A 15,795-nucleotide genomic window follows, 5' to 3' on the forward strand; every position below is an offset into this window, starting at 1 on the left:
GCTTTTCGCATGCGGCGTTAGAATCGCCGGCACACCGTTTCTCCCACCTCCGAGTCCGCCATGCCGCGTGCGTCGTCGTTCCGCTTGTTCCTGCCCTCGCTGCTGTTGACCCTGGCCGTAGCGGGCTGTGGCGACAAGGACGCGAAGGCGCCGGCGAGCACGGTCACCCAGCCCAGTGCGCAGGCCGCCGCCGCTGCCGATCCGGCCGCCGCGCCGTTGCTGGCCGCGCTGCAGAAGCAGCTCGACGGCTACCGCCGGATCATCGTGCTGCTGGCCGACGAAGCACAGCAGAGCGCCGCCGACCGCGGCACCTCCACGCGCGTGGGCCAGCAGCTGTTCCACGATGGCCTGGAACAGCGCGCGGCCATCGCCGCGCAGTTCGACACCTTGCTGCGCGGCGCCAGTCCGCAGCGCTTCGCCACCCTCGGCATCGTGCTGGACTACATCGAGTCGGCGCCGGAACTGTTCGACGCCGACCGCCTGGCCTTCCGCGAAGTGCTGCGTGACCTGCATGAGCGGGTCGGCACCGATTCGTCGCTGCCGGCGGTGAAGCTGCACCAGCGCATCGGTGAGGACCTGGAAGCGCTTGATGAGATCGAGCGCAACTACAACCAGGAGCTGACCCGTATCTTCAGCCGCTTCGAGCGCACCCGCGCCATCGAGTTGAAGCGTGAGAAGTGGGACGACTACATCGCCCACCTGCACAAGGACTACAGCCGCGAAGCGATCCTGCGCGACTACGGCGTGATCGAGCCATACCCGATGTCGATGAAGGACAGCGACCGCGAGATCTTCGGCCGCGACCTGCCGGCCAGGACCGTGGTGCTGACTTTCGACGATGGCCCGCACAAGGCCTATACCGATGAAGTGGTGGCCATCCTCAAGCGCTACGACGTGCCGGGCGTGTTCTTCGAAGTGGGCCGCAACCTGGGCACGGTCGAGGCCGATGGCAAGGTCAGCCTCGGCCCGATGGCGAAGATCAGCCGCAACCTGATGGAAGAAGGCTATGCGGTCGGCAACCACAGCCTGACCCACGCCCAGCTGTCGCGCACCACCGGTGACGCGCTGCGCCAGCAGGTGCTCGACACCGACACGCTGCTGAAGGATGTCGACAGCAAGCGCGCGCCGCTGTTCCGCTTCCCGTACGGTGCGCGCAACGCCGAAGGCCTGCAGCTGCTCAACGAGGCCGGGCTGAAGTCGATCATGTGGAACATCGACTCGATGGACTGGGCCGATCCGGTGCCGGAATCGATCGTGCAGCGCGTGCTCGACCAGGTGAACAAGGAACAGCGCGGCATCATCCTGTTCCACGACATCCACGACCGTGCGGTGAAGGCGCTGCCGCAGATCCTGGACCGGCTGATCGCCGAGGGTTACCAGTTCGCCGGCTGGAACGGCCGCGATTTCACCGTCGCCCGTGCGCGCAAGGGCGATGCCGGTGCCGCCACCGTCACCACCGGCTATGAAAAGTCGTGGGCGATCGTGGTCGGCATCGACACCTACGCCAAGTGGCCGAAGCTGGAATACGCCAGCCATGACGCGCAGGCGGTGGCCGATACGCTGACCGGGCAGTTCGGCTTCCCGTCCTCGCAGGTGATCGTGCTGAAGAACGAGCAGGCCACCCGCAACAACATCCTGGCCGCGTTCCACGACCGCTTGGCTGATGACCGCACCGGCAAGAACGACCGCGTGTTCGTGTTCTTCGCCGGCCATGGTGCGACCCGCCAGCTCGCGTCCGGGCGCGACCTCGGCTACATCATCCCCGTCGATTCGGACCCGAAGGAATTCGCCACCGACGCCATCGCAATGACCGACATCCAGAACATTGCCGAGAGCATGCAGGCCAAGCATGTGATGTTCGTGATGGATGCCTGCTACAGCGGCCTGGGCCTGACCCGCGGTGGCCCGTCGTCGTCCTCGTTCCTGCGCGAGAACGCGCGCCGCAGCGCGCGGCAGATGCTGACCGCTGGCGGTGCCGACCAGCAGGTGGCCGATGCCGGGCCCAATGGCCACTCGGTGTTCACCTGGGTGCTGCTGCAGGCATTGGCCGGCAAGGGCGACCTCAACGGCGATGGGCTGATCACCGGTACCGAATTGGCCGCCTACGTTGCGCCGGCCGTCTCAGCCGTTTCACACCAGACCCCGGCGTTCGGCAGCCTGCCCGGTTCGCAGGGCGGCGAGTTCGTGTTCCAGGTGCCGGACAGCCAGGAGTTCCTCAATGCCGATACGCGCCAGTTGACCGCCGATGCGATCGCACTGAACAACAAGGTTGAAGCCGCCAGCGAAGCCAAGGGCAGCCAGGCGCCGGTGACGGTGGCCGACCTGCAGGGCGGCAAGGCCAAGCTGGTGGTGCCCACTGCGGGCCCGGCGTCGGATCGCCAGCGCGCGCAGCAGGCCAACGACCGCGGCCTGCAGCTGTACCGCGAGAAGCAGTACGACGAGGCGGTGGCGCAGTTCACCGAGGCACTGAAGCTGCGTCCGGACTTCGCCCAGGCCGCCAACAACCTCGGCTTCGTCTACTACCGCCAGCAGCGCTATGCCGAAGCGGCGCGCTGGCTGGAGAACACGCTGAAGATCGACCCCTCGCGTGCAGTGGCCTATCTCAACCTGGGTGATGCCTACTTCAACGCCGGCGACAAGGCCAAGGCCAAGCAGGCCTACACCACCTACCTGGCCTTGCAGCCGCAGGGCAGTGGCGCGGCCCAGGCGCGCGCACAGCTGGAGAAGCTCTGAGCCATGAACGACGCGATCCGCACCGACACCATCGTCGCCATCGCCAGCGCCCCTGGTGCCGGCGGTGTCGGCCTGCTGCGCCTGTCCGGCCCGCGTGCTGCAGCCATCGCCAATGCACTGGGCGCACCTGCACTGCGTCCGCGCCACGCGCACTACGCGCGCCTGCGTGATGCCGACGGCGAGGTCATCGACGATGGCATCGTGCTGTGGTTCCCGGCACCGAACAGCTTCACCGGAGAGGAAGTGGTGGAACTGCAGGGCCATGGCAGCCCGGTGCTGCTGCAGCAGCTGGTCGCGCGCTGCATCGCGCTCGGCGCGCGCCAGGCGCGGCCGGGTGAGTTCAGTGAACGGGCATTCCTCAACGGCAAGCTCGACCTGGCCCAGGCCGAGGCCATCGCCGACCTGATCGCCGCGGGCGACAACCGCGCCGCGCGCGCAGCACGTCGCTCGCTGGATGGCGTGTTCTCGCGCCGCATCGACGCCGTGGTCGAGCAGCTGGTGCTGCTGCGCATCCACGTGGAAGCGGCCATCGATTTTGCCGACGAACCGCTGGATACGCTCGGTGGCGCGCAGGTGCGGCGTGGGCTGGAACAGGCGCGCAGCGATCTGGCCCTGCTGCGCCGCGATGCCGAACGCGGCCGTCGCCTGCGCGATGGCCTGCACGCGGTGCTGATCGGTCCGCCGAACGCCGGCAAGAGTTCACTGCTCAACGCGCTGGCCGGCAGCGAACGCGCCATCGTCACCGACATCGCCGGTACCACCCGCGACACCCTGCGCGAAACCATCCGCCTGGACGGCCTGGAGCTGACCCTGGTCGACACCGCTGGCCTGCGCGACGGCGGCGACGCCATCGAGCGCGAAGGCATGCGCCGCGCGCATGTGGAAATCGAGCGCACCGACCTGGCGTTGATCGTGCTGGATGCGCGCGATCCCGCCGCCGGTGAAGCTGCACTGGGCGATGCCGTGGCGGCGGTGCCGCACAAGGTCTACATCCACAACAAGTCGGATCTGCTGGATGCGCTGCCGTCGCTGGATGATCCGGATCGGGTGCATGTATCGGCCGCCACCGGCGCCGGGCTCGACGATCTGCACGCGCGCCTGCGCAACATCGCCAGCGCCGGGGCAGGGGAGCAGGTGGATGGCGAGTTCTCCGCCCGCACCCGCCACGTGGATGCGATCGAGCGCGCGCAGGAGCATGCGCAGCGCGCCGATGGCGAGCTGGCGCACGAGCACCTGGAACTGGCCGCCGAGGAACTACGGCTGGCGCATGACGCGCTGGGCGAGATCACCGGGCAGATGAGTGCCGATGACCTGCTGGGCAGGATCTTCTCCAGTTTCTGCATCGGCAAGTAACACGGGGTCAGATCCCCAAAGGGGCTCTGAACCTGCACGGTTCCGCCACGGGGTCGGAGCCCCTGCGCGGATCCGACCCCAGGTCCCCCACCTGTCACATTGCCGCCGCATACTGACGCCCATCACATACCGCTTGGGGAAGTCGCAGTGAAGTCGTGGGGTTGTGCGTTGCTGTTGTCGCTGGCCGTGGCACCATCGGTGGCCATGAGTGCTGAATCCTCCACCCCGGCCGCACCCAGGGTATCGGTCTACGGCCATCGCGGCGCAAGCGCGCTGCTGCCCGAGCACACCCTGGCGTCGTACGCGCAGGCGATCGCCGATGGCGCCGACTACATCGAACCGGACCTGGTGATGACCAAGGACGGGGTGATGGTGGCGCGCCATGAGAACGAGATCGGTGGCACCACCGACGTCGCCTCGCATCCGGAGTTCGCCAACCGCCGCACCCGCAAGGTCATTGATGGGCAGCAGGTCGAGGGCTGGTTCACCGAAGACTTCACCCTGGCCGAGCTGAAGACCCTGTACGCCCGTGAGCGCCTGCCGGAGCTGCGCAGCACCGCCTATGACGGGCAGTTCCGCATCGCCAGCCTGGACGAGATCCTGGCCTTCCTGGTGCAGCAGGCCGGACGTGCCAACCGCGGCATCGGCCTGGTGCCGGAGATCAAGCACCCGACCTACTTCCAGTCCATCGGCTTGCCGATGGAAGACAAACTGCTGGCCGCGCTGCGTGGCAATGCCTATACCAACGTCGGCCCGGTCACCGTCCAGTCCTTCGAGACCGCCAACCTGCGCTACCTGCGCGGCAAGATCGGCCGCGACAGCAACATCCGCCTGCTGCAGCTGCTGTGGAAGGGAGATACCCAGCCGGCCGACATCGCCAAGGCCGGCGGCACGCTGACCTACGCGCAGATGATGACCCCGGCGGGCCTGAAGGATATCGCCACCTACGCTGATGGCATCGGCCCGGAGCTGCGTTCGATCATTCCGCTCGATGCCAAGGGGGCGCTGGGCGTGCCGACCTCGCTGGTCGGTGATGCACACGCTGCCGGCCTGATGGTGATCCCGTACACGTTCCGCCCGGAGAACCACTTCCAGGCCAGCAACCTGCGCAACGGCGCCGACACCGTGCGCAATGCCGAGGGGTCGATTGCCGAGATGCGCGCCTATCTGGCCACCGGCATCGATGCGTTCTTCACCGATGACCCGGCGTTGGGCCGGCAGGCGGTGGATGGGATGGGCGCTGCGGGGAACGCGGCGGACTGATCTGCAGAGGTCCGCGCGCCCGGGTAGGTGCCAACCTTGGTTGGCATGCAGCAGGAGCGCCGACCAGGGTCGGCCACTACCGGTTCATGAGGTTGCCGGCCAGCGGCCGGCACCACCGTGACCTCAGCCGCGCGGCTCGTCCGGGCGGCGGAACGGAATCACCACGTAGTCCTGACCCTCGCGCGGCTGCCACAGCACCGGCACGCGCTGCGGTGACGGCGGCTCCAGCTCGTCGTCGGGCAGCGGCCCGATCGATTCTTCTTCATCTTCCCAGCTGTAGCGCTGGCGCGGCGGCAGCGGGTCGGCGTTGCGGAACAGCAGCGCGGCGATGATGCCGGCGAAGGCGCCGCCCATATGGGACTGCCAGGACACGCCATCGGCGTGCGGCAGGATGGTCATCAGCATGCCGCCATAGAACAGCATGCCGATCAGGCCGGTGGCGATGGCCGCGCGGTCGCGGCGCAGCAGGCCAAGGCTGGCCAGCAGGAACATCAGGCCATGGGTCACGCCGCTGGCGCCCAGATGCACGCTGCCGGGGTTGCCCAGCATCCATGCGCCGAGGCCCGAACCCAGCCACAGCAGGGGCAGGGCGCGCACGGTGGCCTTCGGGTAGACGCTGCCGGCCAGCGTGCCCAGGATCAGGATCGCGATGCTGTTGGCGGCGATGTGCTCGACCGAGGCATGCAGCAGCGGGCCACCGATCAGGCCGAGCAGGCCCTTGGCGTCCAGCGGCGCCACCGCCCAGGGGCGCCAGTCGAACGTGCCCTGCAGGGCGAACACGACCACCAGTACCAGCACGGCGGCCAGGCTGACGTTGAACGCCCGCAGGATGCGCGAGCGGTCATTGCGGGGGGCCGGCGCATCGCCGGCGGGCAGGGGCGCGTTGTTGTCCATACCTCAAGCAATGGCGGTGGCCGGCGCGAAACCAAGGCCACTGTTGCGGGAGAGTGGGTGCGGCCGACGGGACAATCCCGCCGGCCGCGTCTTCCCGCCGCCCAGGCTCAGGCGTGGCCCGAGCCTTCCTTCGGCGGGTACTTCAGGCTCAGCACCACGGTGGCGGCGATGATCACCGCGACCACGCCCAGCGAGACCGGAGTCGGGATCTTGAACAGGTCGATGATCATCATCTTGATGCCGATGAAGCCCAGCACCAGCGCCAGGCCGTACGGCAGCAGGTGGAAGCGGTCGGCCATGCCGGCCAGCAGGAAGAACATCGCACGCAGGCCCAGCACCGCGAACACGTTGGAGGTAAGCACGATGAACGGGTCGGTGGTGATCGCGAAAATCGCCGGGATGCTGTCCACCGCGAAGATCACGTCGGTGACTGCGATCAGGATCAGCACCGCGAACAGCGGGGTGAACCAGCGCACGCCATCACGCGTCACGCTCAGCGCGTTGCCTTCGTAGTTCGGCAGCAGGCGCAGGTGCTTGCGCATCCAGCGCAGGGCCGGGTTGCTCTCAAGATCCGGCTCCTGGCCGGCGGCGAACCACATCTTCCAGCCGGTGAACAGAAGGAAGGCGCCGAACACGTAGAGCAGCCAATGGAACTGGCTGATCAGCACGCTGCCAGCGAAGATCATGATCGTACGCAGCACGATCGCACCCAGGATGCCGATGATCAGCACCTTCTGGCGCTGCTCCTCCGGCACCGCGAAGTAGCTCATGATCATCAGGAAGACGAAGATGTTGTCTACCGCCAGTGCCTTCTCGACCAGGTAGCCGGTCAGGAACTCCAGGCCGACCTTGTTGGCCACCACCTGGCCGGCGGTCTCGTTGAGGTAGTACCAGAGACCGGCGTTGAACAGCAGGGCCAGCGCGACCCAGCCGATGGACCACCACAGGGCCTCCTTGAAAGTGACCTTGTGCGGGCCACCGTGGCGCATCAAGACGAGGTCGACCAGCAGGGCGATGACCACCACCGCTGCGAAGCCGCCCCACAACCACACGTTACCGATCGTCTGCATTGGGAATGTCCGTTGGAAAAGTGAATGCCAGGCCGGACGGCGAGGATCTGCAACGGAGGATCGGGAGGGGGATCCAGGGACAGAGCTTCGCCGGTACGGCGAAGGTCTCGCTCGCAGTTCCAGTCGGCTGGAACTGCCGTTGCACCGGAGCCTGCGGGCTCGAAATGACGGCGACAACGTCTGGGAGCTACTCCCCTTCTGGCGCCGATTCTGCCGTCTGCCCGGGCCGCCGTCAAATGGGGAGGCCAGGGGTCGGATCCCCAAAGGGGCTCCGACCCCATCGTCGCCACACTGGGGTCAGTGCCCCTGCGGGGATCTGACCCCGGCGCCCGGTTTACAATAGGTGGATGAATACCCCCCTTCCGATTGTCCGCCTCAAGAACGCGTGGCGTTCCAGCCACCCGTGGATATTCCAGAAACTGGTCGAGAAGCCGACCGTCCGGCCCAAGCCCGGTTCCATCGTCGACGTGGTCGGCATCGATGGCGAGTTCATTGGCCGGGGGTTCTACAACGGGCACTCGCGCATTGCCGTGCGCATCCTTGAAACCGATCAGCACGTGCCGGTCGATGCCGGCTGGTTCTCGCGCAAGATCGCCCAGGCGGTGTCGCTGCGCCGTGAGGTGCTCAAGCTCGATGCGGTCTCCGATGCCTGGCGCGTGGTGCACAGCGAAGGCGATGGCCTGTCCGGCCTGGTGGTGGATCGCTACGGCGACCTGGTGGTGGTGGAGTTCTTCGCCGCCGGCATGTTCCGCCACCGCGAGTGGATCTACGACGCGCTGCGCGAGCAGTTCCCGGGCTGCCGTTTCCACAGCTTCGCCGACGAGCACGTGCAGAAGCAGGAGAGCTTCGACTTCCACGGCAACACCACCACCGAAGCGGCGGTGATCACCGAGTACGGCATCAGGTTCCGTGCCGACCCGGCCGGCGCGCACAAGACCGGCTTCTTTGCCGACCAGCGCGAAAACCGCCAATGGCTGAGCCAGCAGGTGGAAGGCAAGAGCGTGCTGGACCTGTGCTGCAACACCGGCGGCTTCGCCGTGTACGCAGCAGCGCGTGGCGCTTCGGACGTGGTCGGCATCGACATCGATGAGGACGTCATCCAGATCGCCAAGGGCAATTCGCGCCTGAACAACGTGCGCCCGAAATTCGTCCAGTCCGACATCTTCCCGTGGCTGCGCGACGCTGCCAACCGTGGTGAGCAGTACGACGTGGTGATCCTGGACCCGGCGAAGATGACCCGCGACCGTGACCAGGTGATCACCGCGCTGAAGAAGTACCTGGACATGAACAAGCTGGCGCTGGGCGTGGTCAAGCCCGGTGGCCTGTTCGCCACGTTCTCCTGCACCGGCCTGGTGGCCGAGGATCAGTTCCTCGACATGCTGCGCCGCGCGGCGTACTTCTCCGGCCGCACGATCCAGATCCTGAAGGTGGCCGGTGCCGGTCCGGACCATCCGTTCATGGCCCACGTGCAGGAATCGCGTTACCTCAAGGCCGTGTTCTGCCGCGTGGTCGACTGATTCGCCGATACCTGTAGAGCCGAGCCCACGCTCGGCTGATCTGCCCGGCGGAGATGCGCCGGGCATGAATCATCTCCACTGCCCGGCGGCAAGCTTCCCGCGCATTGCGATGCGTAGGTGAAAATGGCGCCCCATTGATCAGGGGGCGCGGCTCGGCTCTACAAATTGGCCGGGCTCGGCGCTATGGTCGGCTCTTCCCAACACCGGTAAGAGCCCATGCCATCGTTGCGCCACCTGTCCGTCGTGCTTGCCGTGGCGCTGTGCGCACCGCTGTCGGCCCACGCCATCGAGTTCAGCACGCAGGAACTGGCCCGCGCCAAGTCCCTGCAGCAGCGCCTGGTCACGCTCGACAGCCATCTGGATACGCCGGCCAACTTCGGCCGCAGCGGCTTTGACATCGAGCAGCGTCACGACCGCAACGCCCTTTCGCAGGTGGATTACCCGCGCATGGTCGAAGGCGCGCTGGACGGCGGCTTCTGGGCGATCTACACCGATCAGGGCGACCGCAGCGCCGCCGCGCATCTGGCCGAGCGTGACCATGGCCTGCAGCGGCTGATGCAGATCCGCGAAATGCTGGCCGCCAACCCCGAGCGTTTCGCGCTGGCATTGACCGCCGATGATGCGGCGCGGATCAAGGCGGCTGGCAAGCGCGTGGTCTACATCAGCATGGAAAACGCCAGCCCGCTGGTGGCCGACCCCAGCCTGCTCTCGTTCTACCATCGCGCCGGCCTGCGCCTGCTCAGCACCGTGCACTTCGCCAACAACGAGTTCGCCGATTCGGCCACCGACCCCAAGGGGGCGGAGTGGAAAGGCTTGAGTCCGGCCGGAAAGGACCTGGTGCGGCAGGCGGTGAAGCTGGGCATCGTCATCGACCAGTCGCATGCCTCTGATGCGGTGTTCGATGACCTGCTGGCAATGATGCCGGTGCCGTTCGTGCTCTCGCACAGCTCGGCCAAGGCCATCTACGACCACCCGCGCAACCTCGACGATGCGCGCCTGCGCAAGCTGGCCAAGGCCGGTGGCGTGATCCAGGTCAATGCCTATGGGGGTTACCTGATCGACACGGCCAAGACCCCCGAGCGCAAGCAGGCCGAGGAAGCGCTCAGCAAGCAGCTGGGCGGCTGGGAAGGCATGGGCATCGAGCAGGGCGTCGCGCTGCTCAAGGCCGAGCAGGCGCTGGACCACGAGCACCCGGTGCGCCACGCCAGCCTGGACGACTTCTTCGCCCACTTCGAGCACATCCTCAAGGTGGCCGGCCCCGAACACGTGGGCATCGGCCTGGACTGGGATGGCGGCGGCGGCCTGAGCGATCTGCCTGATGTCAGCCAGCTGCCGAAGATTACCGCCTGGCTGCTGCGCAAGGGCTACACCGAGCAGCAGATTGCCGGCATCTGGGGCGGCAACCTGCTGCGGGTGATGCGTCAGGCGCAGGAGTACGCCGCTGCTCCGTAGAGTCGAGCCATGCTCGACTGCTTTCGATAGGCACCGCGTGAGTCGAGCATGGCTCGACTCCACAGAGGGGCGCCGGGCCATGCCCGGCGGCGCCCTTATTTCGCGATCAGCGCATGGCGGCGGCTGTACAGGAAATACAGCACCAGGCCGGCCAGGTTCCACAGCAGGAAGTACAGCTGGGTGCTGTGCGGCAGGCTGATGAACAGGTAGATGCAGCCCAGCGCGGCCAGCGGGCCGACCACGAAGGCCAGCGGCGTGCGGAAGGTGCGCTCGCGGTTCGGCTCGCGCAGGCGCAGCACCACCAGGCAGATGCCCACTGCGGTGAACGCGGCCAGGGTACCGGCGTTGGCCAGCGCGGCGATCTCGTCCAGGCGCGCCACACCGGCCAGCGCCGACACCACCACCGCGGTGAACAGCGTGGTCGCCACCGGCGTGCCGGTGCGTGCGTTGACCTTGGACAGGCCACGCGGCAGCAGGCCGTCGCGGCTCATCACGAAGAAGATGCGGCTCTGGCCGTACAGGAAGGCCAGCAGCACCGTCGGCAGCGCGATGATCGCGATCACGCCGATCACCATCGCGGCGGTCGGATGGCCCAGCTGGCGCATGATCAGCGCCAGCGGCTCGGCGCTGTGGCCGAACACGGCGTAGCTCATCGCACCCACGGCGGCCAGCGCCACCAGCACGTAGACGATGGTGCAGCCGATCATCGAACCGATGATGCCGATCGACAGGTCACGGCCCGGGTTCTTGGTTTCCTCGGCAGCGGTGGAGATCGCATCGAAGCCGTAGAAGGCGAAGAAGATGATCGCCGCCGCGGCCATCACGCCATGCTCGACGCCATCGGGGCCGATCGACTTGGCGAAGCCATAGGGCATGAACGGCTGCAGGTTGCTGCTGTCGAACGCCGGCAGGGCCACCGCCACGAAGATCGCCAGCGCGATCAGCTTGAACACCACCAGGATGGCATTGAGCGTCGCGCTTTCCTTGGTACCGGCCATCAGCATGCCGGCCACCAGCCAGGTGATGATGATGGCGGGCAGGTTGATCATGCCGCCTTCCACGTGCGGGCCGGCCGCAAGCCACGCCGGCAGGTGCACGTTCCAGCCGAACTGGGTGTGCACCCATTCAAGGAAGCCGACGAAATAGCCCGACCAGCCCACCGCCACCGTACTCACCACCAGCGAGTACTCCAGGATCAGGCTCCAGCCCACCACCCAGGCGAACACCTCGCCCAGCGCGCTGTAGCTGTAGGTGTAGGCACTGCCGGCGGCCGGCATCATGGTCGACAGCTCGGCGTAGGACAGCGCCGCGCAGGCACACACTGCGCCGGCGATGGCAAAGGAGATCAACACGGCCGGGCCGGCCAGGTTGGCACCGACGCCGATCAGCGTATAGATGCCGGTACCGACGATGGCGCCAATGCCCAGCGCGATCAGGTGCGGCCAGCTGAGCGTGGGAACCAGGCGCCTGCCGGCTTCATGGACGGTGACGGAATCTAGGGACTTGCGCCGGAGCAGGGACATGCAGGCCTCGGAAGGGGTGACTGAGAACGACAAGTCCCCGAGTGTGACCGAACGCAGCGCAGCATTGCCACTGACGGGTGTCATGCCCGACATGCCGCGCGCTGCACTGCGACCAGGCTGCCGGAATCGGCATAAAGCAGGCCGGACCCGTGCACCGGGCGAGGTCAGGGCGTGCCGGGCCAGTGGCAGCCGTCTTCCTGCCAGGCTTCGACGTCATCGTGGAAAGAGGTCCTGCGCCCGTCACGGGCACGCTCATAGCTCAGCTCCAGCACCAGCGCGCCCTGGGTACTCAGCAGATAGCGGCCGTTGAGGCGCCCGTCGATGCGCTCTTCCCACACGCTGTCGAACTGGTAGGGGCGATCTTCGGCCAGCACCGTGGTCTCCATCGAAACCTGGCGCAGCCTCAGGCGGTCACGTTGTCCTGCGTAGCGCACGTCGGCGCCGCCGCCCGCCAGCCAGCGCCATTCCAGATGGATGCGGTCATCGCGACCGCCGCTCAGGCAGCGATGGTCGTGCACGGGCGCGGCGGACGCAGCACCGGCCGTCAACAGCAACGCACCGAACGCCGCCTGCCGGGCCTTCATCCGTTCAGCCCCAGGCGGATGCCGAAGCCGACCAGGAACAGGCCGGCCACGCGGCGCAGCGCATCGCTGATCCGCGGGTGCTGGATCAACCGGCGACGGGCCAGGTTGCCCACGCCGATCAGCATCGAGCAGTAAGCGATGCTGACCACCAGGATGATGCCGGCCAGCGCGGCGAAGGTGGCGATGCCCTGGTGCGCCTTCGGGTCGATGAACAACGGCAGGAACGCCATGTAGAACAGGATGGCCTTCGGGTTGAGCAGGCTGACCAGGATCGCCTGCTGGAAGTAGCGGCCCGGCTGCATGCGGATCGGACCGGCGTCACCGCCCTCGTGCTTCGGCGTGCGCAGCAGGCTGATGCCCACCCACACCAGGTAGGCCGCACCGAGGTACTGCACGGCGTGGAACACCAGCGGGTTGGCCTTCAGCAGCGCCGCCACACCGGCCAGGGCCAGCCACATCAGGATCTGGTCGCCGACCAGCAGGCCGGCCAGTGCGGTGTAGCCACCGCGCACGCCGCCACGACCGGTGGCGGTCAGCAGAGTGAACGTGCCGGGGCCGGGCAGGGCGAGAAACACCAGCACGGCGACCAGAAACGTCCACAGATCCTGGATGCCCATCCACGGCATGGCGGCGTTCTCTGTTACGGGGGGCCGCCATTGTCGGTCAGCGCCGGGGTTGGCGACAGGGGGCCGGCAGGCCCTTCGGGCATGCCGGACAGCAGCGGTTGCAGGTGCTGGCGCAGCTGAGCGTGCAACTGCCGAACCGCGGGCGAGAACTGCTTGCGGTGCGGGCACACCAGCTGCAGCGGAATGTGGCTGCCGACGCCATCGAGCAGCAGCTGCAGGCGCCCGGCCAGCACGTCCTCGCGCAGGTCCAGCCAGGATTTGTAGGTGATGCCTTCGCCGGCTACGGCCCAGCGCCGCACCACATCGGCGTCATCGCAGACCAGGGGGCCGCGCACCGGGATCACCACCCGGCGCCCGTCGACGTCGAACGACCAGCGATCGTAGGCGCGGCCACTGAGCTGGTAGACCAGGCAATCCTGCTCGCGCAGATCGTCCAGGCGCGCAGGCGTGCCGCGCCGCCGCAGGTAATCGGGCGAGGCGGCCAGCACGCGGCGGTTGCCCTCCAGCAGTGGCAGGGCGACATAGCTGGCGTCATCGAAGTGGCCGATGCGGATCGCCACGTCCACCGGGTCGCGGAACACATCGGCCACTTCATCAGACAGGCGCAGGTGCAGGCGCAACCGCGGGTGCGCAGCACGGAACGCAGTCAGCCACGGCAGCAGCAGGTTGCGGCCGAAGTCCGACGGTGCCGACAGCTGCAGGGTGCCATGCAGTTCGGCGTCCTCGCCCTGCACCCGGGCCTGGCCTTCGCGCAGGGTGGCCAGCACCTCCTGCGCATAGGGCAGGTACAGCGCGCCCTCGCCGGTCAGGCGCAGGCTGCGGGTGGTGCGCACGAACAGGCGCAGGTCGAGTTCGCGTTCCAACCGCGCTACCGCAGCGGCCACCTGCCCGGGCAGCAGGTCGGCCTCGCGCGCGGCCTGCGAGAAGCTGCCCAGCGCAGCGGTGCGGACGAACAGCTGCAGGTCGTCGAAGCGGATCATCTTCATCGCCGGAGTGAAAGTGATGCCCGATTCTGCGCCTTTCTGAAGGTCTGTGCGTGGCGCAACCTGTCGCCTCCTCCCTACTGGACCGCCACCATGCGCGCCATTGCCTACACCCACGCCGGCCTGCCGATCGAAGATGCCCAGGCCCTGATCGACATCGAACTGGAACTGCCGCAGCCCGGCCCGCGCGACCTGCGCGTGGCGGTGCGCGCGGTGGCGGTGAACCCGGTCGACACCAAGGTCCGCCGCGGCGTGGCCACCGACGGCCCGCGCGTGCTGGGCTGGGATGCGGTGGGCATCGTCGACGCGGTGGGCAGCGAGGTGACCCTGTTCAAGCCCGGCGACGCGGTCTACTACGCCGGCGTCATTGATCGCCCGGGCAGCAATGCCGAGTACCAGCTGGTGGACGAGCGCAGCGTCGGCCGCAAGCCGGCCAGCCTCGACGATGCCGCCGCCGCCGCTTTGCCGCTGACCGCGATCACCGCCTGGGAGCTGCTGTTCGACCGCCTGCGCATCCCCGAAGGCGGTGGCGAGGGCCAGACCCTGCTGGTGATCGGCGCCGCTGGTGGGGTTGGTTCAATCCTGGTGCAGCTGGCGCGGAAGCTGACCAGGTTGACCGTGATCGGCACCGCCTCGCGTCCGGATACCCAGGACTGGGTGTACGCGATGGGCGCCCACCACGTCATCGACCACAGCCAGCCACTGGCCGAGGGCCTGGCACGGTTGGGCATCAGTGAGGTGCAGCACGTGGCCAGCCTGACCCATTCCGACCAGCACTACGCACAGATCGTGGAGCTGCTGGCGCCGCAGGGCCAGTTCGGTCTGATCGATGATCCGGGCCAGGTGGACGTGATGGCGCTCAAGCGCAAGGCGCTGTCGCTGCACTGGGAATCGATGTTCACCCGTCCGCTGTACAGGACGGCGGACATGCAGCGCCAGCACGACCTGCTGAACCGGGTGGCCGAGCTGATCGATGCCGGTGTGCTGCAGACCACCCTCGGCGAGCACTTCGGCCGCATCGACGCGGCCAACCTGCGGCGCGCGCACGCGCTGCTGGAGAGCCACCGCGCCAAGGGCAAGATCGTGCTGGAAGGCTGGTAAGCCCGGGTCGTTCCCGCGCACTTGGGGTCCGCGCCACTTGGGGTCAGATCCCTTTTCCCCGGGAAAAGGATCCGACCCCCGCCTCAGGCCACGCCATTGTCGACGTGGGTGGTGAAACCCGGCTGCTGTCGCAGGCGTTCGAACCACGCCGCGAGGTGTGGCAGCACGGGCTTGTTGCCGGGCGTGCTGCGCCAGCGTTGGGTCGACAGGCCAAGTACGATGTCGGCGAGGCTGAAGCCCGGACCGGAGACGTAGGCGTGGCCAGCGCCGAGATGGTCGTCTAGCACCGCCATCAGCCGGTTCCACTGCGCCAGGCTGGCCTCGGCACGGGCATCATCGGGGTAGTCCGGGTGCTGCCGCACGCGGGCCATGAACGCATGCCGCCAGGCGCTGTTGAGGTCGCTGGCCTGCCAATCCATCCACTGCTCCACCCGCGCACGCGCCTGCAGCGCAACCGGCAGCAGGTCATCGCGGCCGGCGCGGGTGGCCAGGTAGCGGCAGATGCTGTTGGATTCCCACAGCACGAAGTCGCCGTCGCGCAGCACCGGTACCTGCCGGTTCGGATTCAGCGCGGCCAGCAGGTCCGGTGGCGGTGCCGGTTCGTGCTGCACTGGCTGATCCAGCCCGGCGCACAGCCACAGCACCTTGCGCACGTTGATCGAGGTCGGCTTTCCGTACAGTTCCAGCATGGCCCGG

13 protein-coding genes are annotated in these 15,795 nt (G+C 67.6%); 6 read left to right on the forward strand and 7 right to left on the reverse strand.

What is annotated here, in order from left to right; all coding sequences use genetic code 11:
• Positions 1 to 60 precede the first annotated feature (60 nt).
• The 3 genes from ARC23_RS03465 (at position 61) to ARC23_RS03475 (ending at position 5,349) form a co-directional block, all read left to right on the forward strand.
• The gene (locus tag ARC23_RS03465; protein WP_057495939.1) at positions 61 to 2,733 is read left to right on the forward strand and encodes a polysaccharide deacetylase family protein; all 2,673 of its coding nucleotides are present in this window, start codon (positions 61 to 63) and stop codon (positions 2,731 to 2,733) included.
• A 3-nt stretch (positions 2,734 to 2,736) separates the two neighbouring features.
• On the forward strand, positions 2,737 to 4,086 hold the full coding sequence (gene mnmE, locus ARC23_RS03470) for a tRNA uridine-5-carboxymethylaminomethyl(34) synthesis GTPase MnmE (RefSeq protein WP_057495940.1): 1,350 nt from the start codon (positions 2,737 to 2,739) through the stop codon (positions 4,084 to 4,086).
• 147 nt (positions 4,087 to 4,233) lie between these two features.
• Positions 4,234 to 5,349 carry a glycerophosphodiester phosphodiesterase gene (locus ARC23_RS03475; protein WP_057495941.1) on the forward strand — a complete coding sequence of 372 codons (1,116 nt, stop codon included), beginning with the start codon at positions 4,234 to 4,236 and terminating at the stop codon, positions 5,347 to 5,349.
• A gap of 123 nt (positions 5,350 to 5,472) precedes the next feature.
• Here ARC23_RS03475 and ARC23_RS03480 read toward each other — a convergent pair whose 3' ends face one another.
• Positions 5,473 to 6,243, reverse strand: a complete 771-nt coding sequence (locus ARC23_RS03480) for a rhomboid family intramembrane serine protease (protein WP_057495942.1) — start codon at positions 6,241 to 6,243, stop codon at positions 5,473 to 5,475.
• A gap of 107 nt (positions 6,244 to 6,350) precedes the next feature.
• Positions 6,351 to 7,313: a TerC family protein gene (locus ARC23_RS03485; protein WP_057495943.1), complete on the reverse strand. Its 963-nt coding sequence runs from the start codon at positions 7,311 to 7,313 to the stop codon at positions 6,351 to 6,353.
• A 347-nt stretch (positions 7,314 to 7,660) separates the two neighbouring features.
• Between ARC23_RS03485 and ARC23_RS03490 the strand changes: the two genes are divergently transcribed.
• Positions 7,661 to 8,830, forward strand: a complete 1,170-nt coding sequence (locus ARC23_RS03490; protein ID WP_057495944.1) for a class I SAM-dependent rRNA methyltransferase — start codon at positions 7,661 to 7,663, stop codon at positions 8,828 to 8,830.
• A gap of 216 nt (positions 8,831 to 9,046) precedes the next feature.
• Complete coding sequence (locus ARC23_RS03495; RefSeq protein WP_057495945.1) at positions 9,047 to 10,282, forward strand: dipeptidase; 1,236 nt, start codon at positions 9,047 to 9,049, stop codon at positions 10,280 to 10,282.
• A gap of 95 nt (positions 10,283 to 10,377) precedes the next feature.
• Here ARC23_RS03495 and ARC23_RS03500 read toward each other — a convergent pair whose 3' ends face one another.
• From ARC23_RS03500 to ARC23_RS03515, 4 genes are all read right to left on the reverse strand, one after another.
• Positions 10,378 to 11,805, reverse strand: a complete 1,428-nt coding sequence (locus ARC23_RS03500) for an amino acid permease (RefSeq protein ID WP_057495946.1) — start codon at positions 11,803 to 11,805, stop codon at positions 10,378 to 10,380.
• A gap of 164 nt (positions 11,806 to 11,969) precedes the next feature.
• A complete protein-coding gene (locus ARC23_RS03505; protein WP_057495947.1) occupies positions 11,970 to 12,389 on the reverse strand; it encodes a hypothetical protein in 420 nt (139 codons plus the stop codon).
• Positions 12,386 to 13,015 carry a leucine efflux protein LeuE gene (leuE, locus tag ARC23_RS03510; RefSeq protein WP_005411716.1) on the reverse strand — a complete coding sequence of 210 codons (630 nt, stop codon included), beginning with the start codon at positions 13,013 to 13,015 and terminating at the stop codon, positions 12,386 to 12,388. Before leuE ends, ARC23_RS03505 begins: the two co-directional genes overlap by 4 nt.
• A 14-nt stretch (positions 13,016 to 13,029) precedes the next feature.
• Positions 13,030 to 14,001, reverse strand: coding sequence for a LysR family transcriptional regulator (locus ARC23_RS03515; protein WP_057495948.1), 972 nt, complete (start codon positions 13,999 to 14,001; stop codon positions 13,030 to 13,032).
• Positions 14,002 to 14,091: 90 nt separating this feature from the next.
• Here ARC23_RS03515 and ARC23_RS03520 point away from each other — a divergent pair, with 90 nt between their 5' ends.
• Positions 14,092 to 15,099 carry a zinc-binding alcohol dehydrogenase family protein gene (locus ARC23_RS03520; RefSeq protein WP_057495949.1) on the forward strand — a complete coding sequence of 336 codons (1,008 nt, stop codon included), beginning with the start codon at positions 14,092 to 14,094 and terminating at the stop codon, positions 15,097 to 15,099.
• Positions 15,100 to 15,182: 83 nt separating this feature from the next.
• On the opposite strand, the gene ARC23_RS03525 is transcribed toward ARC23_RS03520, so the two are convergent.
• Positions 15,183 to 15,788 carry a glutathione S-transferase family protein gene (locus tag ARC23_RS03525; protein WP_057495950.1) on the reverse strand — a complete coding sequence of 202 codons (606 nt, stop codon included), beginning with the start codon at positions 15,786 to 15,788 and terminating at the stop codon, positions 15,183 to 15,185.
• Positions 15,789 to 15,795 lie beyond the last annotated feature (7 nt).

This window comes from Stenotrophomonas beteli, assembly GCF_001431665.1.
Taxonomy (GTDB): domain Bacteria; phylum Pseudomonadota; class Gammaproteobacteria; order Xanthomonadales; family Xanthomonadaceae; genus Stenotrophomonas; species Stenotrophomonas beteli.

Coding starts and splice junctions, on each gene's coding strand:
- ARC23_RS03465 (WP_057495939.1), top strand. CDS start 61: ATGCCGCGTGCGTCGTCGTTCCGCTTGTTCCTGCCCTCGCTGCTGTTG.
- mnmE (WP_057495940.1), top strand. CDS start 2,737: ATGAACGACGCGATCCGCACCGACACCATCGTCGCCATCGCCAGCGCC.
- ARC23_RS03480 (WP_057495942.1), bottom strand. CDS start 6,243: ATGGACAACAACGCGCCCCTGCCCGCCGGCGATGCGCCGGCCCCCCGC.
- ARC23_RS03485 (WP_057495943.1), bottom strand. CDS start 7,313: ATGCAGACGATCGGTAACGTGTGGTTGTGGGGCGGCTTCGCAGCGGTG.
- ARC23_RS03490 (WP_057495944.1), top strand. CDS start 7,661: ATGAATACCCCCCTTCCGATTGTCCGCCTCAAGAACGCGTGGCGTTCC.
- ARC23_RS03495 (WP_057495945.1), top strand. CDS start 9,047: ATGCCATCGTTGCGCCACCTGTCCGTCGTGCTTGCCGTGGCGCTGTGC.
- ARC23_RS03500 (WP_057495946.1), bottom strand. CDS start 11,805: ATGTCCCTGCTCCGGCGCAAGTCCCTAGATTCCGTCACCGTCCATGAA.
- ARC23_RS03505 (WP_057495947.1), bottom strand. CDS start 12,389: ATGAAGGCCCGGCAGGCGGCGTTCGGTGCGTTGCTGTTGACGGCCGGT.
- leuE (WP_005411716.1), bottom strand. CDS start 13,015: ATGCCGTGGATGGGCATCCAGGATCTGTGGACGTTTCTGGTCGCCGTG.
- ARC23_RS03515 (WP_057495948.1), bottom strand. CDS start 14,001: ATGAAGATGATCCGCTTCGACGACCTGCAGCTGTTCGTCCGCACCGCT.
- ARC23_RS03520 (WP_057495949.1), top strand. CDS start 14,092: ATGCGCGCCATTGCCTACACCCACGCCGGCCTGCCGATCGAAGATGCC.
- ARC23_RS03525 (WP_057495950.1), bottom strand. CDS start 15,788: ATGCTGGAACTGTACGGAAAGCCGACCTCGATCAACGTGCGCAAGGTG.